Source organism: Streptomyces sp. NPDC049541 (genome assembly GCF_044465725.1).
Lineage (GTDB): Bacteria > Actinomycetota > Actinomycetes > Streptomycetales > Streptomycetaceae > Streptomyces.
Map to the genome: position 1 here is coordinate 982827 of NZ_JBITLY010000002.1, position 23982 is coordinate 1006808.

20 protein-coding genes are annotated in these 23982 nt (G+C 70.6%); 12 read left to right on the forward strand and 8 right to left on the reverse strand.

Annotated features, from left to right (window positions below; all coding sequences use genetic code 11):
- The first annotated feature begins 5 nt into the window (after positions 1–5).
- Together ACIBW9_RS11605 and ACIBW9_RS11610 are read left to right on the forward strand one after the other, a co-directional pair.
- Positions 6–653, forward strand: coding sequence for a chaplin (locus ACIBW9_RS11605; RefSeq protein ID WP_398953684.1), 648 nt, complete (start codon positions 6–8; stop codon positions 651–653).
- A gap of 127 nt (positions 654–780) precedes the next feature.
- Complete coding sequence (locus ACIBW9_RS11610; RefSeq protein WP_398953686.1) at positions 781–1635, forward strand: GNAT family N-acetyltransferase; 855 nt, start codon at positions 781–783, stop codon at positions 1633–1635.
- Positions 1636–1808: 173 nt separating this feature from the next.
- On the opposite strand, the gene ACIBW9_RS11615 is transcribed toward ACIBW9_RS11610, so the two are convergent.
- The 3 genes from ACIBW9_RS11615 to ACIBW9_RS11625 all read right to left on the reverse strand — a co-directional run bounded on the left by ACIBW9_RS11615 (position 1809) and on the right by ACIBW9_RS11625 (position 8203).
- Complete coding sequence (locus ACIBW9_RS11615) at positions 1809–2537, reverse strand: class I SAM-dependent methyltransferase (protein ID WP_398953688.1); 729 nt, start codon at positions 2535–2537, stop codon at positions 1809–1811.
- A 7-nt stretch (positions 2538–2544) separates the two neighbouring features.
- Positions 2545–6840 carry an aminotransferase class I/II-fold pyridoxal phosphate-dependent enzyme gene (locus tag ACIBW9_RS11620; RefSeq protein WP_398953998.1) on the reverse strand — a complete coding sequence of 1432 codons (4296 nt, stop codon included), beginning with the start codon at positions 6838–6840 and terminating at the stop codon, positions 2545–2547.
- 148 nt (positions 6841–6988) lie between these two features.
- Complete coding sequence (locus tag ACIBW9_RS11625; RefSeq protein ID WP_398953690.1) at positions 6989–8203, reverse strand: MFS transporter; 1215 nt, start codon at positions 8201–8203, stop codon at positions 6989–6991.
- Between the two features lie 58 nt (positions 8204–8261).
- Here ACIBW9_RS11625 and ACIBW9_RS11630 point away from each other — a divergent pair, with 58 nt between their 5' ends.
- The 3 genes from ACIBW9_RS11630 to ACIBW9_RS11640 are packed head-to-tail and all read left to right on the forward strand — an operon-like array spanning position 8262 to position 10430.
- Positions 8262–8636 (forward strand): MerR family transcriptional regulator, encoded by a 375-nt coding sequence (locus ACIBW9_RS11630; RefSeq protein ID WP_398953692.1) that lies wholly within the window; start codon positions 8262–8264, stop codon positions 8634–8636.
- A gap of 40 nt (positions 8637–8676) precedes the next feature.
- Positions 8677–9453 (forward strand): GNAT family N-acetyltransferase, encoded by a 777-nt coding sequence (locus ACIBW9_RS11635; RefSeq protein ID WP_398953694.1) that lies wholly within the window; start codon positions 8677–8679, stop codon positions 9451–9453.
- A 56-nt stretch (positions 9454–9509) separates the two neighbouring features.
- A complete protein-coding gene (locus ACIBW9_RS11640; protein ID WP_398953696.1) occupies positions 9510–10430 on the forward strand; it encodes an NAD-dependent epimerase/dehydratase family protein in 921 nt (306 codons plus the stop codon).
- A 365-nt stretch (positions 10431–10795) separates the two neighbouring features.
- Here ACIBW9_RS11640 and ACIBW9_RS11645 read toward each other — a convergent pair whose 3' ends face one another.
- Positions 10796–11059 (reverse strand): GlsB/YeaQ/YmgE family stress response membrane protein, encoded by a 264-nt coding sequence (locus tag ACIBW9_RS11645; protein WP_398953698.1) that lies wholly within the window; start codon positions 11057–11059, stop codon positions 10796–10798.
- A 279-nt stretch (positions 11060–11338) separates the two neighbouring features.
- Between ACIBW9_RS11645 and ACIBW9_RS11650 the strand changes: the two genes are divergently transcribed.
- The gene (locus tag ACIBW9_RS11650) at positions 11339–12784 is read left to right on the forward strand and encodes a hydrolase (RefSeq protein WP_398953699.1); all 1446 of its coding nucleotides are present in this window, start codon (positions 11339–11341) and stop codon (positions 12782–12784) included.
- Positions 12785–12823: 39 nt separating this feature from the next.
- On the opposite strand, the gene ACIBW9_RS11655 is transcribed toward ACIBW9_RS11650, so the two are convergent.
- Positions 12824–15526: a glycosyl hydrolase 2 galactose-binding domain-containing protein gene (locus ACIBW9_RS11655; RefSeq protein WP_398953701.1), complete on the reverse strand. Its 2703-nt coding sequence runs from the start codon at positions 15524–15526 to the stop codon at positions 12824–12826.
- A gap of 104 nt (positions 15527–15630) precedes the next feature.
- Positions 15631–16815: an ROK family protein gene (locus ACIBW9_RS11660; RefSeq protein WP_398953703.1), complete on the reverse strand. Its 1185-nt coding sequence runs from the start codon at positions 16813–16815 to the stop codon at positions 15631–15633.
- A 159-nt stretch (positions 16816–16974) separates the two neighbouring features.
- Between ACIBW9_RS11660 and ACIBW9_RS11665 the strand changes: the two genes are divergently transcribed.
- Both ACIBW9_RS11665 and ACIBW9_RS11670 read left to right on the forward strand, forming a co-directional pair.
- A complete protein-coding gene (locus ACIBW9_RS11665) occupies positions 16975–18432 on the forward strand; it encodes an APC family permease (RefSeq protein ID WP_398953705.1) in 1458 nt (485 codons plus the stop codon).
- 167 nt (positions 18433–18599) lie between these two features.
- Entirely contained in the window at positions 18600–19370 is a 771-nt protein-coding gene (locus tag ACIBW9_RS11670; RefSeq protein WP_398954000.1) for an ArsR/SmtB family transcription factor, read from the forward strand.
- Positions 19371–19449: 79 nt separating this feature from the next.
- Here the strand turns inward: ACIBW9_RS11670 and ACIBW9_RS11675 are convergent, their stop codons facing one another.
- Positions 19450–19893: an SPW repeat protein gene (locus ACIBW9_RS11675; RefSeq protein ID WP_398953707.1), complete on the reverse strand. Its 444-nt coding sequence runs from the start codon at positions 19891–19893 to the stop codon at positions 19450–19452.
- Between the two features lie 237 nt (positions 19894–20130).
- Here ACIBW9_RS11675 and ACIBW9_RS11680 point away from each other — a divergent pair, with 237 nt between their 5' ends.
- The gene (locus tag ACIBW9_RS11680) at positions 20131–20295 is read left to right on the forward strand and encodes a hypothetical protein (RefSeq protein ID WP_266964205.1); all 165 of its coding nucleotides are present in this window, start codon (positions 20131–20133) and stop codon (positions 20293–20295) included.
- 12 nt (positions 20296–20307) lie between these two features.
- Here the strand turns inward: ACIBW9_RS11680 and ACIBW9_RS11685 are convergent, their stop codons facing one another.
- Positions 20308–21225, reverse strand: coding sequence for a LysR family transcriptional regulator (locus tag ACIBW9_RS11685; RefSeq protein ID WP_398953709.1), 918 nt, complete (start codon positions 21223–21225; stop codon positions 20308–20310).
- A 144-nt stretch (positions 21226–21369) separates the two neighbouring features.
- Between ACIBW9_RS11685 and ACIBW9_RS11690 the strand changes: the two genes are divergently transcribed.
- The 3 genes from ACIBW9_RS11690 (at position 21370) to ACIBW9_RS11700 (ending at position 23926) form a co-directional block, all read left to right on the forward strand.
- Entirely contained in the window at positions 21370–21447 is a 78-nt protein-coding gene (locus ACIBW9_RS11690; protein ID WP_351520955.1) for a putative leader peptide, read from the forward strand.
- A 110-nt stretch (positions 21448–21557) separates the two neighbouring features.
- Entirely contained in the window at positions 21558–22679 is a 1122-nt protein-coding gene (gene sfnG, locus ACIBW9_RS11695; RefSeq protein WP_398953711.1) for a dimethylsulfone monooxygenase SfnG, read from the forward strand.
- 29 nt (positions 22680–22708) lie between these two features.
- Positions 22709–23926 carry an acyl-CoA dehydrogenase family protein gene (locus ACIBW9_RS11700; protein WP_398953713.1) on the forward strand — a complete coding sequence of 406 codons (1218 nt, stop codon included), beginning with the start codon at positions 22709–22711 and terminating at the stop codon, positions 23924–23926.
- Positions 23927–23982: the final 56 nt, after the last annotated feature.

Sequence of the window (23982 nt, forward strand, 5' to 3'; positions counted from 1 at the left end):
AACCTATGAGAAGGGTTACCCGAAACGGTGTGATCGCCGTCGCCGCTGCCTCGGGAGCGATGGCCTTGACGGTTCCGGCGTATGCCGGAGCCACGGCGGACGGCGCGTCCGCCGACTCGCCGGGCGTGATCTCCGGCAACACCGTCCAGCTCCCGGTGCACGTCCCGGTCAACGTGTGCGGGAACACCGTGAACGTGGTGGGACTGCTCAACCCGGCCGTGGGCAACAGCTGCAGCAACAAGAGCGCGGGCGGCAGGCACACCGCGGGCGGCTCCGCCACCGGCGGCAGCACGGCGCACGGCAGCGGAAAGGATTCGCCAGGTGTGATCTCCGGTGACACCGTCCAGCTCCCGGTGCACCTCCCGGTAAACGTCAGCGGGAACACGGCCGACGTGGTCGGCGTCGGCAACGCGGCCGACGGCAACAAGTCCGCGAACACCTCTGGCGGCCACACCCACCACTGCACCAAGCCCGCACCGGCCCGGGCGCATCCGCAGCCCGCGACCGCGCAGCACGCCGCACCGCGGCAGGCGCCGGCATCCCTCGCCCACACCGGCAGCGACGGGACCCTGCCCGCCGCCGTGGCCGGCGCCGCCCTGGTGCTGGGCGGAGCCGTCCTGCGCAGCCGCTTCCGCCCACGCTCGGTGCGCTGAGCCGGCCGCGCGGCCAACGGCTCAATCACACCGTGACGCGCCCCGCAAGATCCGCAAGGATGCTGCGGGGCGCGGTCGATCACCGCGCTCGCCTGTCCGCAGTACCCCCCACGGAATGGAGCGCGCGATGACCTCCGCTGCCCTCGAAGACCTCGTCGTCACCCAGGCCGGACCCGAGGACTGGCCGGTGATCAGCGGATGGGCCGCGGACGAGGGATGGAACCCGGGAGCGGCCGACGAAGCGGCGTTCTTCGCGCAGGATCCCGACGGCTTCTTCCTCGGCCGGATCGACGGCGAGCCGGTGTCGGCGATCTCCGTCGTCAACTACGGCCCCGACTACGCCTTCCTCGGCTGCTACCTCGTCCGGCCCGACCTGCGCGGCCGCGGGCACGGCCTCACCACCTGGAAGACCGCGCTGGCCCACGCGGGCAGCCGCACGATCGGTCTCGACGGGGTGGTGGCCCAGCAGGACAACTACCGCCGCTCCGGCTTCGAACTCGCCCACCGCACCGTCCGGTTCACCGGCACCGCACCCGCGGCCGAGGCCCCGGCCGGTGTGCACCATGTGCAGGAGGCCGACCTGGCCGACCTCACCGCCTACGACAGCGCCTGCTACCCGGCCGACCGCCCCCGCTTCCTGGCCCACTGGCTCACCGGCACCGGACACCGCGCCCTCGTCCGCCGCACCGGCGACCGCGTCACCGGCTACGGAGTGATCCGCCCCGGCCACGACTCGCTCCGCATCGGCCCGCTCTTCGCCGACACCCCCGAGGACGCGCAGGCCCTGTTCACCGCCCTCACCGCCGAGGCGGCCGGCAGCGAGGTCGCCGTGGACGTGCCCGAGACGAACGCGCCGGGCATCGCCCTGGCAGAACGGGCAGGGCTCAGGCCCTCGTTCGAGACGGCCCGCATGTACACCGGCCCGGTCCGCCCCTACGCCCAGCACCGCGTCTTCGGCGTCACCACACTGGAACTCGGCTAGGGCCGTCCGGCGGATCAGCCCGGCATGGTGGGGTCTGGCACGCCCTCCGCCCGGGGCGTTGTCGTCGCTCTCCCCCCACTCTCGAATTCGCTCGAGCGGGGGACCCCCCATGACCCCGCGCGGGGCGGCCGCAATGCACCGGTCTACAGCCGACCTGACCCAAACGACAGGCCCTAACGCGCCACCGCCGTCAGCAGCACCATCCCCGAGTCCCCGTAGTCCGGCAGGGTCGGGTCGGCGTCGATGTGGCAGACGGCCAGGTCGCGGGTCATGGGGGTGAACACCCTGGTCACGGTCTCCGGGTCCACCGGACAGGCCGGCCAGCGCGACACCGGCCCGATCCGGTAGGTGGGCATGTTCTCCATGAAGGCGGCCACCAGGTGCCCGCCGGGGACCACGCAGCGGACGAAGGCACGGCAGAAGTCCGTGAACTCCCCGTAGTCCTCGGTGGCGCCCTCGGCGACGAAGTGCATGGACGCCAGCTCGTACCCGGCGGGCTCCAGCTCCCTGACGTCCGCGTGGACGACGTTGACATGCGCGAGCGCCGCGGCCAGCGTGGCCGGCAGGTCGGGGTTGAGGCGTCGGCACAGGGCGTGGAACGGCAGCCAGCTGGCGTCCGGACCGCGCTGGATCTGGCGCTCCAGGTAGGCGATGTTGCTCGCACTCGCGTCGACGGCCTCGATCCGGCGGCTCGCGGCGGCCGCGAGGATCAGGGGATACAGGTTGGGGCCGGCCCCGAACTCCACCGAGCGCTCGACGGAGCCCGGCGCGAAGCGGCGGTAGAACGCCGAGTGGTGGGTGATGACCGCCGCGTCGGAGGGGTGCAGATCGCGGTAGTTCTCCGCGAGGTAGTCCGCGACCGGCCAGCGGTCCCAGTCGACGTCGTCGTTGTGCGTCTTCATGGCCGTCTCAGACCTTCGCCCTCAGCGGGAACCGTGCGGCCAGCCGGGTCAGGGTGCCGTTCAGCCGCTCGATGTCCTCGTCCGAGTTCAGTGCCGTGATCTGGATCCGGAAGCCCACCCGGTCCCGCGGCACCAGCGGGTAGGCGGCCAGCGTCACATAGATGCCCTCCTCCCACAGGAACGCCCCGACCGCGTCGAGGTCGTCCGCGTTCGCCAGCGGGATCTCGATGATCGGCAGCCGGTCCGTGTTCAGCGTCCTGACGTCCAGCCCGTCGAGATGATCGAGCACCCGGCCGGTCCTGCGGTACAGCTCGGCGCGCAGCACGTCCCCGCGGCGCTCGTTGACGTCCAGCCCGGCCAGCGCCGTGGCCAGGGAGGCCGTGGGGGAGGGACCCGAGTACAGATAGGGCCCCGCGGCCGTCTTCAGCCGGTTCTTCAGCTCGGTGGGCAGGGCGAGGAAGGCGAGCAGCGAGGAGTACGCCTTCGAGAAACCCGCGACCAGGACGATCCCGTCGTACGACTCCCCGGTGTGCCGCACCACGCCGTTGCCGCGCGAGCCGTAGGGGGACAGCTCCTCCGGGCCGCGTTCCCCGAGCACCCCGAACCCGTGCGCGTCGTCCACATAGAGCGTCGCACCCCCGGCGCGGCAGACCGCGGCCAGCGTGGGCAGGTCGGGAACGTTGCCGGTCATGCTGTTCACGCCGTCCAGGCACACCACTCGCGGCAGGCCCGCGGGCACCGAGGCCAGCAGGGTCTCCAGTTCGTCGGGGCGCTCGGCGTGGAAGCGGTGCAGGGTGGCGCCCTGACCGCGGGCCACCACACAGCCGTCGTACACCGTCTTGTGCGCCGTCGCCTCCACGAACACATGGCCGCCCTCGGCCAGCACCGGGATCGCCGAGGCGTGGATCAGTGTCAGCGTGGGCAGCAGCAGCGTGTCCGGCGCGCCCAGCAGGTCCGCGAGCCGTGCCTCGATCTCCGGATAGAGGCGGGGGCTGCCCAGCAGCCGCGACCAGCTGGGGTGGGTGCCCCAGCGCCGCAGGGCGGGGCCCACGGAGTCGATGATCTCCGGGTCCCAGTCGAAGCCGAGGTAGTTGCAGGACGCGAAGTCGACCAGCCAGTGGCCACGGCTGCGGATGTGCCGGCCCCGCACCTCGTCCAGCACCGCGTCGCTCATCGGGCTGGTGCGCCGCAGGTGTTCGAGGTCGGCCCACAGTGCCGCCCGCCGCGCCCGGGACGCGGGCCGTGCCGCGGGGACGGTCACCGTCTTGACGGCGCCGTTGCCGGGCGCGTAGCAGCGTCCCTCGCTCTCCCGCAGCATGCGCTCGCTCTGCTCCACCGTCATCGGCTTGGCGAACAGATAGCCCTGCCCGAACCGGCACCCCATGCCGGCCAGCAGGTCGCGCTGCGCCGCGTCCTCGATGCCCTCGGCGATCACCTGCAGGCCCAGGGTGTCGGCGATCCGCACGATGCCCTCGACGAGCGCCACCTGCTGGGCGTCACGCGCGATGTCGTCGATGAACGTCTTGTCGATCTTCAGCGCGTCGATGGGGAAGTCCCGCAGATAGCGCAGCGAGGAGAAGCCCGTCCCGAAGTCGTCGACCGCGATGTGCACGCCCAGTTCCTTCAGAGAGCGCAGCACCGACTGGATCTGGGTGTCGCGGCGCAGCAGCACCGTCTCGGTGAGCTCCAGCTGCAGTGAACCGGGGGCCAGGCCGGGCGTGCGCAGCGCCTGGCCGACCTGGTCCAGGAAGCCCACGTCCCGGAACTGGCGGGCGGACACGTTCACACTGACGTACGGCGGGCTGACGGAGCCGGGCAGCTGCTGCAGTCCCACGATGTCGCTGACCGCGTTCTCCAGGACCCACGCCCCCAGCACCCCGATGTGCCCGGTCTCCTCGGCCAGCGCGATGAACTGCTCGGGTGTGACGGGCCGGTGCGGTGCCTTCGGCCAGCGCACCAGGGCCTCGAAGCCGACGACCTCGCCCGCGGAGATGTCCACGACCGGCTGGTAGCGCAGGGCGAACTCGTGGCCGGCGACCGCCTGGGCGAGCCGGCTCTGCAGGTCGTGCCGCTCGACCATGCGGGTGTGCAGCAGTGGCTGGAAGCGCCGCCACTGCCGCTTGCCGGCCGACTTCGCCGCATACAGTGCGAGGTCGGCGTGGCTGAGCAGCTCCTCCGCGTCCGTGCTGTCGCGGGCCGTGGCCACCCCCACGCTGGCGGAGACCGTCACCGACTCGTCGGCGAGGGCGAACGGCCTGGTCAGCGTCTGGATCACCTGGGCCGCCAGCAGCTCCGCGTCCAGCGGTTCACGGGCGTCCTCCATCAGGACGGCGAACTCGTCGCCGCCCAGCCGGGCCGCGGTGTCGGTACGACGCAGCGTCTTGGAGAGCCGGTCGCCGACGGCGATCAGCAGGTGGTCGCCGGCCGAGTGCCCCAGCGTGTCGTTGACCTGCTTGAAGTCGTCCAGGTCGATGAAGAGCAGACAGGTCATGGACGACTCGCGGCGGCCGCGCAGCAGGGCGCGTTCGATCCGTTCGAGCAGCAGGGTGCGGTTGGGCAGGCCGGTCAGCGAGTCGTGGAAGGCCCGCTGGGTCAGCTCGTGGGCCAGCCGGCGCTGCTCGGTCACATCGCGCAGGGTGACGACGAGCCCGGCCACGGTCCGCTCGTCCCGGAAGTCGCTGCACCGCACCTCCACCTCGACGCGGCCCGCCCGGTGGCGCACCCACCAGTGGTCGTGGGTGGCCCGCGGCCCGGTGTCCCGCACGGCCGTCAGTTCCCGCGCCGCACGGTGCCGGTCCCGCGGGTCGACGAGGTCGGGCAGTGATTCGCCGACCACGTCGCTGGTGCCGAAGACGGTCGCCGCGGAGGGGCTGGCGTACCGGATGGTGTTGTCGTCCTCGACGATGAGGATGACGTCCGAGGTGTTGCGCACCAGCGTGCGGAAGTAGGCCTCGCTCTCCCTGCGGACGATCTCCTGGCGCAGGGCGATGCGCTCCATGGCCAGGCCCGCGTGCGAGGCCAGGATCTCCATCGAGCCCCGCGTCTCGGCGAGGGCCTCGGGCGGCCCGGCGACCAGCAGGACGCCCGGGACGTCTCCGTACGGGCGGTCGGGCGGGATCATCAGGCAGACCAGGACGGTTGCCGCGTCGTCCAGTTCGGCGCCGGTGTCCGTGCCCAGGTCGCGGGCGTGCACGATCTGTGCGTGATGCGGACCCAGATCCGGCGCGCGTTCGGCGGGCAGCAGCAGGGTCCGGTGGCCGACCATGGTGCCCAGGAGGCGGTCGACCGCGGCCTCGCAGGACCGCGCGACCTCCTGCTGCCTGACGGCGGAGACCAGCGAGGCGGCCGCCCTGCGCAGGGCCAGTTCCCGCGTCACCGCCTTGCGGTGGGCCACCACCATCCCCGCCAGCCGCAGGATCACCAGCAGGAAGAGCACACCGGAGAACGCGGCGATCACGGCCGCGTCGTGCGCCGAGCGGGTCAGCCCCTCGTAGAGCAGGATTCCCGGCGCGATGAGCGTGACGACGGCCAGCATCACCAGCCGCCGCGGCGGCGGCAGCAGGGAGCCCTGCTGGGGCAGGGCAGCGGTCAGCTGTACCATGTCCGGGTGCAGTGCGGCCTGGCCCCAGGCGGTGTAGAAGACGATCCAGCCCGAGTCCAGCAGCGTGCCCGTCTGCCAGCTCTCGTTGAGCTGCAGGATCCCGTAGGCGATGTCGAAGCCGAGCAGTGTCACCGTCCCGACGACCAGGTACTGCACCGACCGGTTGTGCCGGTCGACCGGATTCGGTGTCAGCAGCCGTGCCAGCAGGGCCAGGACCAGGACGTCGCCGAGGGGGTAGGCGATGCTGATGGCCCGCTGCTGCCAGGTGAGCCCCTGCACCGTGGTGAGCGGCTGCACCAGGTACACCCACACGGGCAGCGCCAGACCCGCGGTGATGATCAGCGCGTCGAGCAGGCTGGGCAGGTCGTGGCCCGCCCAGCGGTACCGGACCAGGCCGGACAGTCCGATGGCGAAGAGCGGATACGTGGTGAGGTAGGAGGCGTCCGCGGGGGAGGGGAACGGGTTGGAGGCGTGGAAGTACTCCTCCACGACGTTGTAGTACGTGTCGCCCGCGATGAAGGTGAGCAGTGCGCCGGCGAGCACCCACCAGGGCCAGCGGTGTGCGGGCCGGTTGACCTTGCTGCCGACGAGTACGGCGGTGGTGCCCGACAGGCCGATGACGGCCCACACCGGGGCGCGCGCGGCGGGCACCGTCAGGTAGACGGCCGTGGCGGCGGCCACCAGCGCGATATGTGCGGCCATCAGCCGCTTTGCCGGCAGCAAGGGCAAGCGCCTCCCCCCGCTGGAGGAGACCGGGCCGTCCACCTGGTCTGGTCGTCCTGGCTTTCTAGATCGTAGGCACTGCGGCCGGACGAGTGCATCTCGGGAGGAACGGACGCGACCGATCCCGTCAGCACTGCGGCGTAACCTGCGCACTCCGAGTGGGCGGGAAGGCGCGCCGGCGGGCGAGTGCCACGGTGACGAGGGCCGCCGTCATCAGGGGGAGTGCGGTCCAGGGCAGCGCCCCCGGGCCCAGCTTCTCCAGGGCCACGCCGCCGGTCAGTGAACCCGCGGCGATCCCCGCGTTGTACACGGTGGTCTGCAAGGAGGTGGCCACGTCCGCGTGGGCGGGACCCGAGGCGTCGACCAGCGCGGTCTGGATCAGCGTGGGCGCACCGCCGAACGCCAGGCCCCACAGCGCGACCGAGGTGAGCAGCACGGCGGGCGCGCGGAAGTACAGGGCGAGGGCGGGCATGACGGCCGCGCACAGCGCGAGTGCGCCGAGCAGCGTGGCCCGCAGATGCCGGTCGACGACCACCCCGGTGATCCAGATCCCGGCCGGTGTGGCCGCCCCGAACACCAGCAGCACCACATCCGTACGGCCGAAACCGGCGTGCGCCGCGAACGGGGCGACGTACGTGTACATCACCTGATGCCCGAGGAGCAGCAGCAGCGTGACGGACAGGACGGCGGGCAGGCCCGGCAGCCGGGCCACCCGGGCGAGCGGCAGCCGCGCATCCGGCGCCTCGCCCGCAAACCCGGGCACCCGCCACCGCACCCAGCCCACCAGCAGCACCGCCAGCCCGGCAAGCGCCCCGACGGTGGTCCGCCAGCCCAGCGCCCCCGCCAGCGCGGTCCCCGCCGGCACTCCCAGCGCCAGGGCCAGCGTGATCCCGGCCAGCACGATCGCGATCGCCCGTCCGCGCCGCTCGGCCGGCACCATCCGGGCCGCATACCCGACGAGCATCGCCCACAGCAGTCCGCCCATGCATCCGGCGAACAGCCGTGCGGTGAAGGTGAGGACGTACGACGACGACAGCGCGACCACCGCGTTGCTCACCGCGAACCCCAGCAGTGCGCCGGTCAGCACCGGTCGCCGGGGCAGGCCCCGCAGCAGCGCGGTGAGCGGGATCGCCGCCATGAAGGAGGCGACGGCGTACCCGGTCACCAGGAACCCGACGCGTGCCTCGGAGACCCCCAACGCCGGAGCCATCCGGGGCAGCAGACCCGCAGGGAGCAGTTCGGTCAGGACCGCGGTGAAGGCGGCCGTGGACAGGGCGAGCAGCCCCGGCCACGGCAGCGAAACAGGCATGGCGGTGCCCTTGGCCATGGATGTGGTGGACATGCGACCATGCTCGGACCTTCACATCAGTGTGAAGGCAAGGGTGACCCCGGAGGCGGCCATGAAGATCGGCGAACTCTCCCGCCGCACCGGCGTCCCCACCAGGCTGCTGCGCTACTACGAGGAGCAGCGCCTGCTCAGCCCCGACCGCACCGAGAACGGCTACCGCGACTACGGCGAGCCCGCGGTCCAGGACGTCCAGCAGATTCGCGGGCTGCTGGATTCCGGTCTGACCACGGAGATGATCCGGGCGATCCTGCCCTACCTGTCCGGCCCGGACGAGATCCTGCTGCCCGCCGGGTGCCTGACCCCCGAGACCGCCGCGCTGCTCCAGGCCCACCTCGACCGCATCCAGGCGCGCATCGACTGCCTGGCCCGCAACCGGGACCGGCTGAGCGCATACCTGGCGGCGGTACGGCCGCAGGGGAGCCCGTAAACCTGTTGCCCAGGCCGCCCCCGGATGCTGGAGTGAGCACATGGATCATGCCGGGGTACTCGCCCTCTTCGACCGTGACATGCGCGAAGGCGCCCGGCCCGACGGCCCCGATACACGTGTCGAGCGGGTGGGCGGTGTGGTCCGCCAGGTCTCCTCGGCCCACGGCTGGAACGGCGTCGTCTGGTCCGGCCTCGACGAGACGGGCGCGGACGCGGCGATCGCCGAGCAGGTCGCGTACTTCTCCGGCCTTGGCCACGAGTTCGAGTGGAAGCTGTACGGGCACGACCGGCCGGCGGATCTGGGACAGCGGCTGAGGGCCGCCGGATTCGAGCCCGAGCCCGAGGAGACGCTGATGATCGCCGAGGTGGCCGGCCTGGACCTCGACGCCGGGCCGCCCGAGGGCATCCGTCTGCTGCCGGTCACCGACGCGGCGGGCGTCGACCTGGTGGCGGACGTGCACGAGAAGGCCTTCGGTACCGACGGCTCCCGCCTGCGCCACCAGCTGCTGGCCCGGCTCACCGGGGAGCCGGACACGGTCGTCGCCACCGTGGCGCTCGCCGGCGACGAGCCGGTGAGCGCGGCTCGGATGGAGTTCGTGCCCGGCACCCGGTTCGCCGGCCTGTGGGGCGGCGGCACCGTCGAGGCCTGGCGCGGCCGCGGCATCTACCGTGCCCTGGTCGCCCACCGGGCCCGCGCCGCCGCGCAGCGCGGCTACCGCTACCTCCAGGTGGACGCCTCCAGCCAGAGCCGCCCCATCCTCGAACGCCTGGGCTTCGAGCCGCTGACCACGACGACGCCCTACATCCACGTGCCGTAGCCGGTTCGCCTCCACCGCGATGTCACATCCGCGGCCGCCGGATCCGTCGCACGGTCATGACGACGAACCAGCAGAACCAGAGCATCCTCCTCGCCGGAGCCAGCGGCATCCTGGGCGGTCACATCATCCGCGCCCTGACCGAGGCCGGCCACAAGGTCACCGGCCTCGGCCGGGGACCGGCGAACGGCGTCCGGGCCGACCTCATGGATCGCGACGCGCTGCTGCGCGCCGTCGACGGGCAGCACTTCGACACCGTCATCCACGCCGCGACCGCCCTGCGTAAGGCGCCCATGCGCCACCGCGACATGCATGCCACCGACGCCCTGCGCATCGCCGGCACCGCCCACCTCGTGGAGGCCGCGCAGGCCACCGGTGCCTCCCGCTTCGTGAGCGAGGGGATGGTCTTCGGCTACGGCTACGGGGACTTCGGCGAGCATGTGATCACCGAGGACGACCCGTTCGGCCCGCGTGGCACCACGCCGGAACTGGAACGGCACGTCGAGGGCATGCGCATCAAGGAACAACTCACCTTCGAGGCCGGCGGACTGGACGGCATCTCGCTGCGCTTCGGACTGTTCTACGGCCCCGGCGGCACCGACGCCCTCCTGCCCATGCTGCGCAAGCGGCAGCTGCCCGCCCCCGCCGACCGAGGCCGGGTCCTGCCGTGGACCGAACTCACCGACGCGGCACGCGCGGTGGCCGCCGCCGTCGAACACGGCCGTCCCGGCCAGGCGTACAACATCACCGACCGCACCCCGCTCGGCTTCCGGGCCCATGTCCTGTGCGCGGCAGAGCAGTTCGGCCTGCCCAAGCCCATGACGGTGCCCCGGTGGTTCACCAGGCCGATGTCGTACGCGCACACCGTGTTCCAGACCAGCATGCGTGTGTCCTCGGCGAAGGCGGAGCGGGAACTGGGCTGGACGCCCCGCTACCCGTCCAGCCGCGAAGGGCTCGCCGCGCTGGCGGCCCGGCGGTGAGTGCTCACTGGGGCCGTTCGGACCCTTGCCAGGGCCGAACGGCCCCGCCTCACAAGCCACTCCGGTTGGAAACCTCTGGAGAGGAAGCAACCGCCCCGGGGGACAGCCTCCCGAGGTGCCCGATTCTCCCGCTGAGGGTGCACGGTCGAGGCGGCAGGCCCGCCGATCGCCGAGGGGAGCCGCGTCGGCGGGCCTGACTCCGGGCCCTCCCGCTGCCCCCACGCTACGTGGCCCGAGCAAGGATGCGGAACGCGCAATTCGGCTGGCCTCCGCGCGCCGCCGAGCAGCGAGGACGACACCCGGGCGAGGAGCGCAGCGTCCCCGCCCGGGCTCGAAACGGCCGGTGTGTCACCGCGGTTGCCGGGTCAGCGGCGTGCCCTCGTACGGTCCAGGGCGGCGACTCCGAGCGCGGCGAGGCCGATCTGGATGAGCCATTCGATCCAGTCGATGCCCTTGGTGTCGGCCACGTCGAAGGCATGGGCGATCGCCGATCCGATCAGCGCGGCCACGATGCCGACGAGGATCGTCAGCAGAATGCCGATGCGTTGCCGCCCAGGGACGACCAGCCGACCGAGCACACCGATGACGATGCCGATCACGATGGCACTGATGATGCCTGAGATCTCCATCTCCGCCCCTCTGTGTCAAGGCCCCCGCACTATCCGGATGCCCGCTGTCGCGTGGGACAGTCCGTTCCGCTTCAACCACGGGTCAACGCCGGGTCAATCTCCGTCCGCCGGCCCCGGTGACGCCTGTTCAGCACCACTTCTGCCATGTACGGTTCAAGCGATCGGCCGCCCGCCAGTCGTACGGCCGAGTGTCTACGCGCGCAGATGCCCTGTGTCTACGCGCGTAGGTCCGGCCCCGCACCGCTCGCTCGCCCCCAACCCCACACGGAGGTACGCCGGATGCTCGCACGCACCAGATCCCGCCGAAGACTCGCCACCGCCGTGGCCGCGTTCGGTCTGCTCACCGCCGCCGCGGCCGCCCAGGCCACCGTCGTCGCGACGCCCGCCCACGCGGCCACCACGCACCGCGTCCTGTTCGACGACGGGCACGCCGAGGAGGCCGGCAACGCCGACTGGATCATCTCCACCAGCAAGCCCGACCCGCTGGGCGAGGACTCGTCCCCGTCCGTCGAGACCGACTGGACGGGCGCACTGTCCTCGTGGGGCGTGGCCCTGCAGAAGACCGGCAGCTACAGCCTCAAGACCGCCACCGGTGCCCTCACCTACGGCGGCTCGTCCGCCACCGACCTGTCGAACTTCGACACCCTCGTCCTGCCGGAGCCCAACACCCTCTTCACCACCGCCGAGAAGACGGCGATCATGACCTTCGTCAAGAACGGCGGCGGACTGTTCATGATCTCCGACCACACCGGGGCGGACCGCAACAACGACGGTGAGGACGCGGTCGAGATCCTCAACGACCTGATGACCAACAACAGCGTCGACTCGACCGACCCGTTCGGCTTCTCCATCGACTCGCTGAACATCAGCTCCGACCATCCGGCCGCCATCAGCGACAGCAGCGACCCCGTGCTGCACGGCGCCTTCGGCACCGTCACCAAGAGCCTCGTCGCCAACGGCACCACCGCCACCCTCAAGCCCTCGGACAACTCCTCCGTCAAGGGCCTGCTGTACCGCACCGGTTATTCCGGCAACACCGGCGCCTTCTTCCTCACCAGCACCTTCGGCAGCGGGCGGGTCGCCTTCTGGGGCGACAGCTCGCCGATCGACGACGGCACCGGCCAGTCGGGCAACACTCTCTACGACGGCTGGAACGACTCCAGCGCCACCAACGCCGCCCTCGCCCTCAACGCCACCGCCTGGCTCGCCGGGGCCGGCAGCAGCGGGGGCGGCGGAGGTGGCTCCGGCACCTGCACCGCCGCCCAGCTCCTCGGCAACAACGGCTTCGAGTCGGGCAACACCACGTGGAGCGCCTCCAGCGGCGTCGTCACCAACTCCAGCAGCGAGTCGGCCCGTACGGGCTCGTACTACGCCTGGCTGGACGGCTACGGCACCGCCACCACCGACACGCTCTCCCAGTCGGTGACCATCCCGTCCGGCTGCACCACCGCCGCGCTCAGTTTCTATCTGCACGTCGACACGGCGGAGACCAGCACCAGCACGGCGTACGACACGCTCAAGGTCCAGGTGCTCAACAGCTCCGGGACCGTGCTGGGAACCCTGGCGACCTATTCGAACCTGAACGCCGCCAGTGGCTACACCCAGCGCAGCTTCAGCCTGGCGAGCTACGCGGGTCAGACGGTCACCCTGAAGTTCACCGGCACCGAGGGCTCCACGCTGCAGACGTCCTTCGTCATCGACGACACGGCGCTCAACGTCAGCTGAAGCCCGTGGGGCCCGGCTTCCGCGCCGGGCCCCGCACGGTCATGCGGCCGGGACCGTCCGCTCCGGCGTGTTCCAGCCGGACACCCGCACCCGCGGCGCCGATCCGTGCAGATCCGCCGTCCGGCAGGTGGCGGTCAACGTGACCGTCTCGCCCGGCCACAGGCCCACCTCGTTGTCCGACCACTCGACGGGCAGCACCGGCTTTCCCTGCGCGTCGACGAGATGGACGTCGGTGAACAGGGCCGGAGTCTTCCCGCTGCCGGTGTTGCGCAGGGTCACGGTCGTGGTCGTCGTGTCGCCCGACGCATCCGTCGACGCCGTCGCCGACACGGGTACCTGCGCCATGGCACCGAGGCCCTTGAGGTCGGCGTAGCTCGTGGTCGGCGTGTAGTACCAGTCGGTGTGTGCCCAGTCGAGGGTGTCGGGCCTGGTGGACAGCCAGTACACGTTCCGGCTGACCTCCCTGCCGGAGGAGTCGTTCAGCGTCAGACGGGCCAGATAGGTGGTCGCCAGCCCGGTCACCGACGCCGGCAAAGTGAGTGCGGTGCTGTGCGCACCGTCCCCGCCCACCTTCACGCCGGTGACGGTCCTGTCGTACTTCTGCGTCCCGTCGGGGTTGAACAGCGTGGCCCGGGCGGTGAGCCCGGAGGCGGCGGTGTGCCGGTTGTCGACGACCACCACCGAGCGGTCGTCGTAGGAGTACTGGACGTGCAGTGGCTCGTTCGCCTTCTTCGCCCCGAAGTAGGCGCCGCCCTGGTCGAGGTATCGGTCCATCAGCTGCCAGTGCAGTGAGGTCCAGCCGCTGTTGAACATCCAGTACACGACTCCGGTCGACGGCTTCGACGAGTCTGTGGCGTTGCGCTCGTACGCCTCGAACTGGGCGCGGACGTTCTCGTACTGGGCGAGCTGCGCCTTGCGGAGGTAGTCGGCCAGGCTTGTCGGGGCACCGTAGCGGCCGGTGAGCGCGTCGTCGTAGAGCTTGAGGGTGCCGAAGGTCGATGAAGGGGAGCGGTGGTACTGCTTGGCGTCCGGGTTCTTCCAGAGGGTGTCGAGTTCGGCCGGGGTCATCATGCGGCGCAGGGTGTCGAGGGTGGGGATGTCGGGGCCCGCGCTGGTCTCGGAGTTGAAGCCGGTGGCGCCGCCTTCGCGTTTGGCGTACCAGTAGTCCGGCGGAATCCAGTCGTAGGGGCCCGTCATCTTCATGCCCGAACTGCCCAGCTGCGGCGAGGAGTTGGCGGAGGCGGCGGCGACCACCGGGACCGGCCAGTCGGCGGCCTTCAGGGCGTCCAGGTAGTTCTTCTCGATCATCGCGTCGGGGGCGAAGTCGCTGCCGATGAGGAAGGAGATCACGCTCGGGTGGTCGCGCAGCCGGGAGGCCTCGGCGGCCATCGACGCCTTGGCGACCGGGTAGTCCGCGGCGCTCCACTTGTCGCCGGGCTCGCTGCCGTTGACCTGGCCCTCCCACTTGTCGCAGCACTCCCAGCCGGGCAGCGTGAGGATGCCGTAGCGGTCGGCGAGGTCGAAGAACTCGTCCGGTTCCAGGTGGCCTTCGAGACGGATGGTGTTCAGGCCGAGGTCGAGGGCGTACTTCAGCCGGTCCTCGACGTACGTCCGGTCCCAGCGCAGGAACTCGTCCGGTGACCAGCCGCCGCCCTTGATCAGCAGTCGGCGGCCGTTGATGCGGTACTGGCGGGCACCGTCGGAGTTCAGTGGCGCCTGCACATCGCGGATGCCGAAGGTCTGCCGCGCGGTGTCCGAGACGGTGCCGGAGACGGACGCGGTGAGCCTCAGGTCGTAGAGGGGCTGTCCGCCCATGCCGGCCGGCCACCACACCTTCGGCGAGGTCAGATGGAGTCCGGGGACGTCGGACGGGGCGAAGCTCACGGTCTTCGTCTCGTGCGCGGCCAGCGTGAGGGTCTTCTCGAAGGTGGTCGTGCCGATGCTTCCGGAGACCGTGGTGGTCACCGGCGCCCCGGAGTCGTTGCGGGCCTGCGCCTTCACCGTCAGGTCGGCCGAGGCGAGCGAGGGCACGTCCAGCCTGGTGACCACGTGCGCGTCGCGCAGGGCGACCGGGCCGCCGCGGCGGACGAGGACGTCGCGCACGATGCCCATGTTCTCGTCGGGCGGCGGCTGGAGCCAGTCGATCCAGCCCATGGTCAAGTTCTTGCCCGGGTCGTTGGGCCGGATGCGGAAGGCGACGGTGTTCGTGCCGGAGCGGACGAGTGAAGTGACGTCCAGTTCGTGGTGGGTGTAGGCGCCGGTGACGTCCTGCGCCGTGGCGACCTGGTGGCCGTTGACGTAGACGTCGGCCGCCGAGATCACTCCGCTGAGGTCGAGGGAGGTGCGCTCGGAGGTGTCGGCGACCGTGAAGTCCGAGCGGTACCACCAGGGGACCTGGAAGTCGGCCTTGGCGATCTTCTGCTGGTTGGTCGAGTGGAACGGGTCCGGGTACACGCCGTTCGCGAGGAGTGCTGCGAGGACGGTGGAGCGGGGGCCCGCCGGGTACCAGCCGGTGGCCGGGTAGCCGGGGGAGGAGATGTCAGCCGGCGGGTCGGAGACCTTGGCTGTCGACTGGATCGTGTAGCCCGTCAACGCGGTCGCGCTGCCCGCCGCGGCGGAGACGCGGGTGACCCGGTCCGGCGGGATGGCCCCTCGATCATGGGATCCGGCCCAGGCGCTGGTCGTCAGGGAACCCAACAGACCGAGGACTACGGCGGCCGTGGCGAGACGGTGTCTGTTCACGGAGAGTCCAGCCCTTTCGTAAAGTTAGGAAACTTTACTAACTCGGCTCACGCTAGGGGCGCCGAGACGGCCCTGTCAATGAGCGCGGCCCGGGTCCGAGTTGGTCAGGCCCCGGCCGACCGGCGCTCGAACACCACGTCCCGCGCCGTCCCGAGGGCCGTGGCCACCGCACCCAGCAGCACCGCGTCCTCGCCTAGCCGACTGGGCGCGATCTTGGGCCGCAGCGGGGTGAGCAACCGGAGGTGCTCGCGCACCGGGCGCAGCAGCAGGTCCACGCTGTGGCCCACCCCGCCGCCCAGGACCACGAGATCCGGGTCGAGCACGGCCGCGGCCGCCGCCACCGTGTGTGCGATCCGCTCGCCCTCCAGCTGAACCGCCTTGACCGCCGCGTCGTTTCCCTGTCGGGCCGCGTCGAACACCGCCTTCGCGGTCAGCTGCCCGCTCATGCCGAACCGGCGCGCCGCCTCGACCACGGCCACCCCCGACACCGCGTCCTCCAGCCGCTCCGGCTTCTGCTGCCCCGGCCAGGGCAGGAACCCGATCTCCCCGGCCAGCCCGTGCGCCCCCGTGAACGGCCGCCCTTCGCTGACCACGCCCATCCCGAGACCGGTGCCGATGAGGATGTACGCGAACAGCCGGCTGCCCGCGCCGACGCCGTAGGTGTACTCGCCGAGCGCCGCCAGATTGGCGTCGTTGTGCACCTCCAGCGGGACGCCCAGCTCCTCGCGCATCCGGTCGAAGAGTCCGGCGCGCCCCCAGCCCGGCAGGTGCATCGCATAGCGCACCCGGCGCTGCTGCTCGTCGTACACGCCGGGCGTGCCCACCACCGCGTGCACCACCTCCCGGGCGGCCACGCCCGAGCCGCCGACCACCTGACGGGCCGTCGCCACCACCAGATCCGCCATCGCGCCCGAGCTGCGCGCCCGGTTGCGCACGTCGGAGCGGGCGACGACGGTGCCGTCCAGGTCGGCGACGGCGACCCGCAGCCAGCTGCGGCCGACGTCGATGCCGAGGGCGTAACCCGCCGCCGGGTCCGGCGCGTACAGGACCGCGGTGCGCCCGCGCTCCGGGGCGAGGGTGCCGACCTCGTGGACCAGCCCGGCCGCCTCCAGTGCCGCCAGCGCGCTGGAGACGGTCGGCTTGGACAGACCGGTCTCCCGTGCCAGTTGGGCGCGCGAGGCGGCGCCGCCGCTGCGCAGCCGGTCGAGCAGCAACCGCTCGTTCGTGCTGCGCAGCCGCCGGCGGTTCCAGGGCTGTTCCTGCTGGTCTGGGGCGTCACTGGCGGGCATCGCACCATTCTCACGTATACGCGGGGCCGTTCTATGGGGCCTCTTGACGCATCAAGTAAGGCTCCTTAACTTTATCGGCCAACAGCTCTTCGCCGGGCGAGCCAAGGTCGGCCGAGGTCAGCCATGGACAGCCCAGCGCCCGGTGTTTCAGGAGTCCTCATGTCCGGTAGTCCGCCACCCACCGGTGGTTTCGTCCGTCGCGTCGGCCTGTTCCAGGCCACCGCCATCAACATGAGCCAGATGTGCGGCATCGGCCCGTTCGTCACCATCCCGCTCATGGTCGCCGCGTTCGGCGGACCGCAGGCAGTGATCGGTTTCATCGCGGGTGCGCTGCTCGCGCTCGCCGACGGGCTGGTGTGGGCGGAGCTGGGCGCGGCGATGCCCGGCTCCGGCGGGAGTTACGTCTATCTGCGCCAGGCCTTCCAGTACCGCACGGGCCGGCTGATGCCGTTCCTGTTCGTCTGGACGGCGATGTTGTTCATCCCGCTGATCATGTCGACCGGCGTGGTGGGCTTCGTCCAGTACCTCGGCTATCTCGCCCCCCATCTCGGGCAGACCTCCGGTGACCTGATCGGGCTCGGCGTCATCGCCCTGGTCGTGATCCTGCTGTGGCGGGGCATCGAGCACATCGCCCGGATCACCGCCGTGATGTGGGCCGTCATGATCATCTCGGTGGTGCTGGTCATCCTGGCCGCCGCCACGGACTTCAGCGCGCACCTCGCCTTCACCTACCCGGTGCACGCCTTCGACCTGGGCAGCAACCACTTCTGGCTCGGCTTCGCCGGCGGTCTGACCATCGGCATCTACGACTACCTCGGCTACAACACCACGGCCTACATGGGCGCCGAGATCAAGGACCCCGGACGCACCCTGCCGCGCTCGATCATCTTCTCCATCCTCGGCATCATGGCGATCTACCTGCTGCTGCAGATCGGCACGCTCGGTGTGATCGACTGGCACCGCATGACCAACCCGGACGACATCGCGTCCACGTCGGTGGCCTCGGCGGTCCTGGAGAAGACCTGGGGCAAGGGTGCGGCGGACACGGTCACCGTCCTCATCCTGATGACGGCCTTCGCCTCGGTCTTCACCGGCCTGCTGGGCGGCTCGCGGGTGCCGTACGACGCGGCCCGCGAACGCGTCTTCTTCCGCCCCTATGCCAAGCTGCACCCCAAGCACCGGTTCCCGATGCTGGGCCTGGCGACCATGGGCGTGATCACGGCCGTGGGCTTCCTGATCGGCCGGCACACGGACCTGGCGACACTGATCCAGCTGCTGACGACGGTGATGGTGATCGTGCAGGCGCTGGCCCAGATCGTCGCCTTGACGGTGCTGCGCAGGCGCCAGCCGGCCCTGCAGCGGCCGTACCGCATGTGGCTCTATCCGGTGCCGAGCATCGTCGCGTTCGTCGGCTGGTGTGTGATCTACGGTTACGCGGACAGGAACTCGCCGGGCCGCCATCCCATCGAGTGGTCGCTGGCCTGGCTGGCTCTGGGCTGCGTCGCGTATGTGCTCTGGGCGCGCTTCGAGAAGGTATGGCCGTTCGGCCCGAAGGAGATCACGGAGGAGTATCTGGCGGCCTCGGCGGTGGCGGACGCGGAGCCCGCGGGAGCGTGACGAAAACGCCGGTCTGTGGGGGTCGGTCGCGCAGATCCCCGCGCCCCTGAGGGGCGCGGGGCCGACCCCGAAGTCCAGGGAAAGATGTGCGGTCCGGCTTCGTCGTCCTTGACATGCAGGTAATTGCCTGCATAACGTTGGGTGTGCGATCAGAGAGTGACTCCGGGATGGACAAGGTCTTCAAGGCGCTGGCCGACGAGACCCGCAGACGGCTGCTGGACCGGCTGCACGAACAGAACGGCCAGACGCTCGGCGAACTGTGCGAGCGCATCGCGATGACACGCCAGTCGGTGACCCAGCATCTGGGTGTCCTGGAGGACGCCAATCTGGTCGGCACGGTGCGGCGGGGGAGGGAGAAGCTGCACTACCTCAACCCGGTCCCGCTCCATGAGATCCAGGAGCGGTGGATCGACAAGTTCGAGCGCCCGCGCCTGAGCGCGCTGAGCGGCGTCAAACGACGAGCCGAGGAAGCCACCATGACCGACAAGCCCAGTTACGTCTACGTCACCTATATCCGCAGCACACCCGAGAAGGTCTGGGAGGCACTCACCGACGCGGACCTGACCGCCGCCTACTGGGGCCACCGCAACGAGTCGGACTGGCGGCAGGGCTCACGCTGGGAGCACGTCCGCACGGACGGCTCAGGCACCGCCGACGCCGTCGGCACCGTCGTGGAGAGCGAACCCCCGACCCGCCTGGTCACCACCTGGGTCGACCCCCAGCACGAGGGACAGGAGGACAAGCACTCCAGGGTGACCTTCGACATCACACCGCACGAGGACATCGTCCGCCTCACCGTCACCCACGAGGACCTCTGGGACGAGGGCGCGCTGTCCGACGTCTCCCGCGGCTGGCCGGCGGTGCTGTCGAACCTCAAGTCCCTGCTGGAGACCGGCAGTCCACTGCCGCAGCAGCCCTGGGCGGTCCCCGGCCACTGAGCGGTGACGGGATGCGGGACGGCCGGCCCGCGTGTAGAGCGCGGACCGGCCGCCCATGCGATCCTTCCCTGGTCCGTTCCTACGGCCTGGGGGCGCTCCTCGCCGCCGCACCGGCGCACATCAGCCCCAGGATCACGGCGAGGGCGCCGATGATGATGTTGTTGACGGCGACACCGGTGTCCGGGCTGGTACCGACGACCCAGGGTGCGATGATCATCCAGATGCCCACCGCGCAGAACGCCCAGCTGAGGCCGTACATGCGCTCAGGGGCCCGGGTGAACCCGAGGGCCAGCAGGCCGATCGCGATGCCGACGACGAGGTTGTGCGTGACCAGCGGGGGCTGGCTCGTCGTGTAGTGGAGTATCCACGGGGATACGGCGCAGTACAGACCGAGCAGGAACACCGGTCCGTCCAAGAGCGTCACATCGCGACCGCCAAGCATGCGGGCATAGCGATCCCGCATTTCGGAAACATCAGGGTGGGTGGTGATGTCCCCCCTGCTGGTGGGCGAGACGTTGGCCATGACTCGTCTCCTTTGACTCACAGGCCTGACCGCGTCTGGTGCGGTATGCGGGTAAGCGCCGCGTAAGTCCATTCTGCCCTTATTTCATCTTTATGTGTAGTGGTCGGCGGGGTGCTTGAGGCGGAAGCCGCCTCTGGGGCACGCCTCCGGCTCCCGCACATGGCTGTGCAGATCGCGGGCATGCGGACCATAGAGGGGTTGTAATCGCATGTCTCGCATATGGAGGTGTTTGCCGCTATGGGCGCGAAGGTGTTGGAGCGGTTTCCTGCGGGAGCTCCGCGCGGATCGTGGCCGGCGGAGGAGTACGCGGCGCGCTGCCGAGCCGAGGGCAGGCCGGCGACGGTCATCATGGATCTCAAGTCGGACGCGTTCCTCGTCGTGGTGCCGGCCGACGAGGACTGAGCCGGCGGACGCTCACGTCAGGGCGCCGCCCAACTCGTGCGCCCTGCGCACGAACACCTCGTGGAGGTCCTGGGCCGCCCGGGGCGCCGAAACGGCGCGGCGGCGCTGCAGCATCAGCAGAACCTCGGTGGAGTCGTCGGAGATCGGACGGTAGGTGATCGAGCCCTGTCGCTCCAGCGGGTCGCCGATGACACTGAAGTCCGGCAGCAGTGTGGCTCCCAGTCCTTCGGCCACCATCAGCTTGCCCATCTCGGCACCGTCGGTGGAGAAGGAGAAGTCGGGGGAGCGGCCCCGCAGCAGCCGGTGGGCGTAGCGGTGCATGACATAGCCGGAGCGCATCGCGATCACCGGCTCCGGACCGTCGAGGACATCGTCCACCGTGACGGCGGACAGCGCGGCGAGCGGACTGTCCGGGCGCAGACACAACACCGGGCGCCCGCGCAGCAGTTCGGTGCTCTCGAAGTCCGCGGGCAGATCGTCGCCGTCCAGATGGTTCACCAGACCGAGGTCGAAGCCGCCCTCCAGCAGCGCCCGGTGGATCTCGGCCTGCTGGGCGCCCACCACCTCCACCTGCGTCATCGGATGAGCCGTGCGGAAGGCCTGTACGGCCGGGATGAGCAGCGGGACCGTGGCGGCGTTCACCGTGCCGACCCTGACCATCCGGCTGATCCTGTGCTGTTCCCCCGCCGCGCTGCGCAGCCGGTCCACCGCGTCCAGCACATCGATGATGTGCGGCAGCAGTTCCCGGCCCTCAGCGCTCATCGTCGCCCCGGACCGCTTGCGCTCCAGCAGGTCGACTCCCAGCTCGCGTTCCAGATTGCGCACCGTCTCGCTCAACGCGGGCTGGGAAAGGCGGAGTTCTTCCGCGGCCCGGCGCAGTGAACCGAGCCGGGTCACGGCCGCGATGTATTCCAGTTGTTCTGTCCGCACACCCAGCAGAATGCGGCCCGTTTCACCGCGCGTTCAAGGGTTTCCCTGTCACACGTTCGTGAAATTCAATGGTCCGCGATGCGAGACCGGTCGGGTTTTCCTTGACGGCCCGCTGCGCCGACTGCCACGATCGACGGCATGAAGATGCGACTGGACCTCACGCGGCGACGCCATGTCGACCTCGCGCGCGTCTCCAGCGCCTCCTGTTGCACCGCGGCCTGATCACCTCTCTGAATCCGCCGCCCTTTTCCGTCTTCTCCGCCTGAATTCGCCGCGCCCCTGCACGGCTTGAATTCGGCGTGCCCGGAAACATTCCGCAACAGGAGTCACGCATGCCTGCCGCGCCCGTGAAATTCGCCTACTGGGTCCCCAACGTCAGCGGGGGACTCGTCACCAGCAAGATCGAGCAGCGCACCGACTGGGGATACGAGTACAACCGCGAACTCGCCGTCCTCGCCGAGAACAACGGCTTCGACTACGCCCTCAGCCAGGTCCGCTACATGGCCAGCTACGGCGCCGAGTACCAGCACGAGTCGACCAGCTTCAGCCTCGCCCTGCTCCTCGCCACCCAGCGTCTGAAGGTCATCGCGGCCGTCCACCCCGGCCTGTGGCACCCCGGCGTCCTCGCCAAGCTCGGCGCCACCGCCGACCATCTCTCGAACGGCCGCTTCGCCGTCAACGTCGTGTCCGGCTGGTTCAAGGGCGAGTTCACCGCCCTCGGCGAGCCCTGGCTGGAGCACGACGAGCGCTACCGCCGCTCCGAGGAGTTCATCCGCGCCCTGCGCCAGATCTGGACCGAGGACCACACCGAACTCGCCGGTGACTTCTACCGGCTGCGCGACTTCTCCCTCAAGCCCAAGCCCCTCAACACCGCTGAGCGTCCGCACCCGGAGATCTTCCAGGGCGGCAACTCCACCGCGGCCCGCGCCATGGCCGGCCGGGTCTCCGACTGGTACTTCTCCAACGGCAAGGACTTCGACGGGGTCACCGAGCAGATCAACGACGTACGCAGGTCGGCTGCCGAAGTCGGCCGCCGCGCACCGAAGTTCGGCCTCAACGGCTTTCTCATCGCCCGTGACACGGAGGCCGAGGCCCGTGACACGCTCCGCGAGATCGTCGCCAAGGCGGACACCGAGGCCGTCGAGGGCTTCGGCGCCGCGGTGAAGCAGGCGGGACAGTCCACCGCCGACAAGAAGGGCATGTGGCAGGACTCCTCCTTCGAGGACCTGGTGCAGTACAACGACGGCTTCCGTACGGGGCTCATCGGCACGCCCGAGCAGATCGCGGAACGCATCGTCGCCTACCGGAAGCTCGGTGTGGACCTCCTGCTCCTCGGCTTCCTGCACTACCACGAGGAGGTCGAGTACTTCGGCAAGCGGGTGCTGCCGCTCGTGCGTGAACTCGAGGCAGGGCTCCCGGACACGGAGCCCGAGTCCGTCCCCGTGCACGCCTGAGCGCCCCCACCGCGAAAGAGGTCATCAGCATGAGCACCGTCACGCCCACCGACTGGACCACCCTCCCCGCCCCGCGGACCGCCCAGGACTGGATCTCCCGCGCCGCCGAGGTCGCCGCCGTCCTCGCCACCGACGCCGCCGAGCGCGACCGCGCCGGAGCCACCCCGTACGCCGAGGTCCAGCTCCTCAAGGACGCCGGCCTCGTCACCCTGCTCGGCCCCACCGAGCACGGCGGCGCAGGCCAGGACTGGCCCACCGCCTACCGCGTCGTCCGCGAGGTCGCCAAGGCCGACGGTTCCATCGGCCAGCTCCTCGGCTACCACTACCTGTGGTTCTGGGCCGCCCGCCTGGTCGGCACCCGCGCACAGTGGGAGCAGGTGGAGGCCGAGGCCAGCCGCGGCCGCTGGTTCTTCGGGGGAGCGGTCAACCCCCGCGACAAGGACGTCATCGTCACCGAGGACGGCGACGACCTCGTCTTCACCGGCCGCAAGTCCTTCTCCACCGGCAGCAAGGTGTCCGACGTCACCGTCCTCGAAGGCGTCCTGGAGGGCACGGACAACCACGTCTTCGCCATCGTGCCCTCCGACAGCGAGGGCCTGACCTTCCACGACGACTGGGACAACATCGGCCAGCGGCTCACCGAGAGCGGCGGTGTCACCCTCGACGGGGTCCGCACCCCCTGGTCCTCCGCGGCCGGCTACGTCGACAAGCAGTTCCAGCCACGCACGTACAACACGCTCAACGTCCCCACCATCCAACTGGTCTTCGCCAACTTCTACCTGGGCATCGCGGGCGGCGCGCTGGAGACGGCGGCCACCTACACCCGCACCAAGTCACGCTCCTGGCTGCACGGCGGCCACGAACGCGCGGTCGACGAGCCCTACGTGATCGACACCTACGGGGACCTCACCGCCAAGCTGTGGGCGGTCGAGGCGCTCGCCGACGCCGTCGCCGCCGAGGGGCAGAAACTGCATGAGGACCCCGACGCCGTCACGGAGCAGACCCGCGGCGACTTCGAGGTACGGGTGGCCGCCGTCAAGGCACGCGCCACCGACGTCGCCCTCGAGATCGCGACCCGCATCTTCGAGGTCACCGGCGCCCGCTCCACCGCCACCTCCGAGGGCCTCGACCGGTTCTGGCGCAACATCCGCACCCACACCCTGCACGACCCCGTCGCCTACAAGCGGCGCGAGGTCGGCCGCTGGGTCCTCGAGGGCGAACTGCCCGAACCCACCTGGTACTCCTGACCGCTTCCCCGAGGGCGCCCGCCGCGTGCGGGCGCCCCGCCTCCTCGCCTGAGGAC

What these genes read in the sequence shown, in the direction of transcription:
- ACIBW9_RS11645 (WP_398953698.1), bottom strand. Translation starts at nt 11,059, where the DNA reads ATGGAGATCTCAGGCATCATCAGTGCCATCGTGATCGGCATCGTCATC.
- ACIBW9_RS11700 (WP_398953713.1), top strand. Translation starts at nt 22,709, where the DNA reads ATGAGCACCGTCACGCCCACCGACTGGACCACCCTCCCCGCCCCGCGG.
- ACIBW9_RS11690 (WP_351520955.1), top strand. Translation starts at nt 21,370, where the DNA reads ATGCGACTGGACCTCACGCGGCGACGCCATGTCGACCTCGCGCGCGTC.
- ACIBW9_RS11620 (WP_398953998.1), bottom strand. Translation starts at nt 6,840, where the DNA reads ATGGCCGCACATATCGCGCTGGTGGCCGCCGCCACGGCCGTCTACCTG.
- sfnG (WP_398953711.1), top strand. Translation starts at nt 21,558, where the DNA reads ATGCCTGCCGCGCCCGTGAAATTCGCCTACTGGGTCCCCAACGTCAGC.
- ACIBW9_RS11625 (WP_398953690.1), bottom strand. Translation starts at nt 8,203, where the DNA reads ATGTCCACCACATCCATGGCCAAGGGCACCGCCATGCCTGTTTCGCTG.
- ACIBW9_RS11665 (WP_398953705.1), top strand. Translation starts at nt 16,975, where the DNA reads ATGTCCGGTAGTCCGCCACCCACCGGTGGTTTCGTCCGTCGCGTCGGC.
- ACIBW9_RS11680 (WP_266964205.1), top strand. Translation starts at nt 20,131, where the DNA reads ATGGGCGCGAAGGTGTTGGAGCGGTTTCCTGCGGGAGCTCCGCGCGGA.
- ACIBW9_RS11630 (WP_398953692.1), top strand. Translation starts at nt 8,262, where the DNA reads ATGAAGATCGGCGAACTCTCCCGCCGCACCGGCGTCCCCACCAGGCTG.
- ACIBW9_RS11635 (WP_398953694.1), top strand. Translation starts at nt 8,677, where the DNA reads ATGGATCATGCCGGGGTACTCGCCCTCTTCGACCGTGACATGCGCGAA.
- ACIBW9_RS11675 (WP_398953707.1), bottom strand. Translation starts at nt 19,893, where the DNA reads ATGGCCAACGTCTCGCCCACCAGCAGGGGGGACATCACCACCCACCCT.
- ACIBW9_RS11615 (WP_398953688.1), bottom strand. Translation starts at nt 2,537, where the DNA reads ATGAAGACGCACAACGACGACGTCGACTGGGACCGCTGGCCGGTCGCG.
- ACIBW9_RS11605 (WP_398953684.1), top strand. Translation starts at nt 6, where the DNA reads ATGAGAAGGGTTACCCGAAACGGTGTGATCGCCGTCGCCGCTGCCTCG.
- ACIBW9_RS11660 (WP_398953703.1), bottom strand. Translation starts at nt 16,815, where the DNA reads ATGCCCGCCAGTGACGCCCCAGACCAGCAGGAACAGCCCTGGAACCGC.
- ACIBW9_RS11670 (WP_398954000.1), top strand. Translation starts at nt 18,600, where the DNA reads ATGGACAAGGTCTTCAAGGCGCTGGCCGACGAGACCCGCAGACGGCTG.
- ACIBW9_RS11610 (WP_398953686.1), top strand. Translation starts at nt 781, where the DNA reads ATGACCTCCGCTGCCCTCGAAGACCTCGTCGTCACCCAGGCCGGACCC.
- ACIBW9_RS11650 (WP_398953699.1), top strand. Translation starts at nt 11,339, where the DNA reads ATGCTCGCACGCACCAGATCCCGCCGAAGACTCGCCACCGCCGTGGCC.
- ACIBW9_RS11640 (WP_398953696.1), top strand. Translation starts at nt 9,510, where the DNA reads ATGACGACGAACCAGCAGAACCAGAGCATCCTCCTCGCCGGAGCCAGC.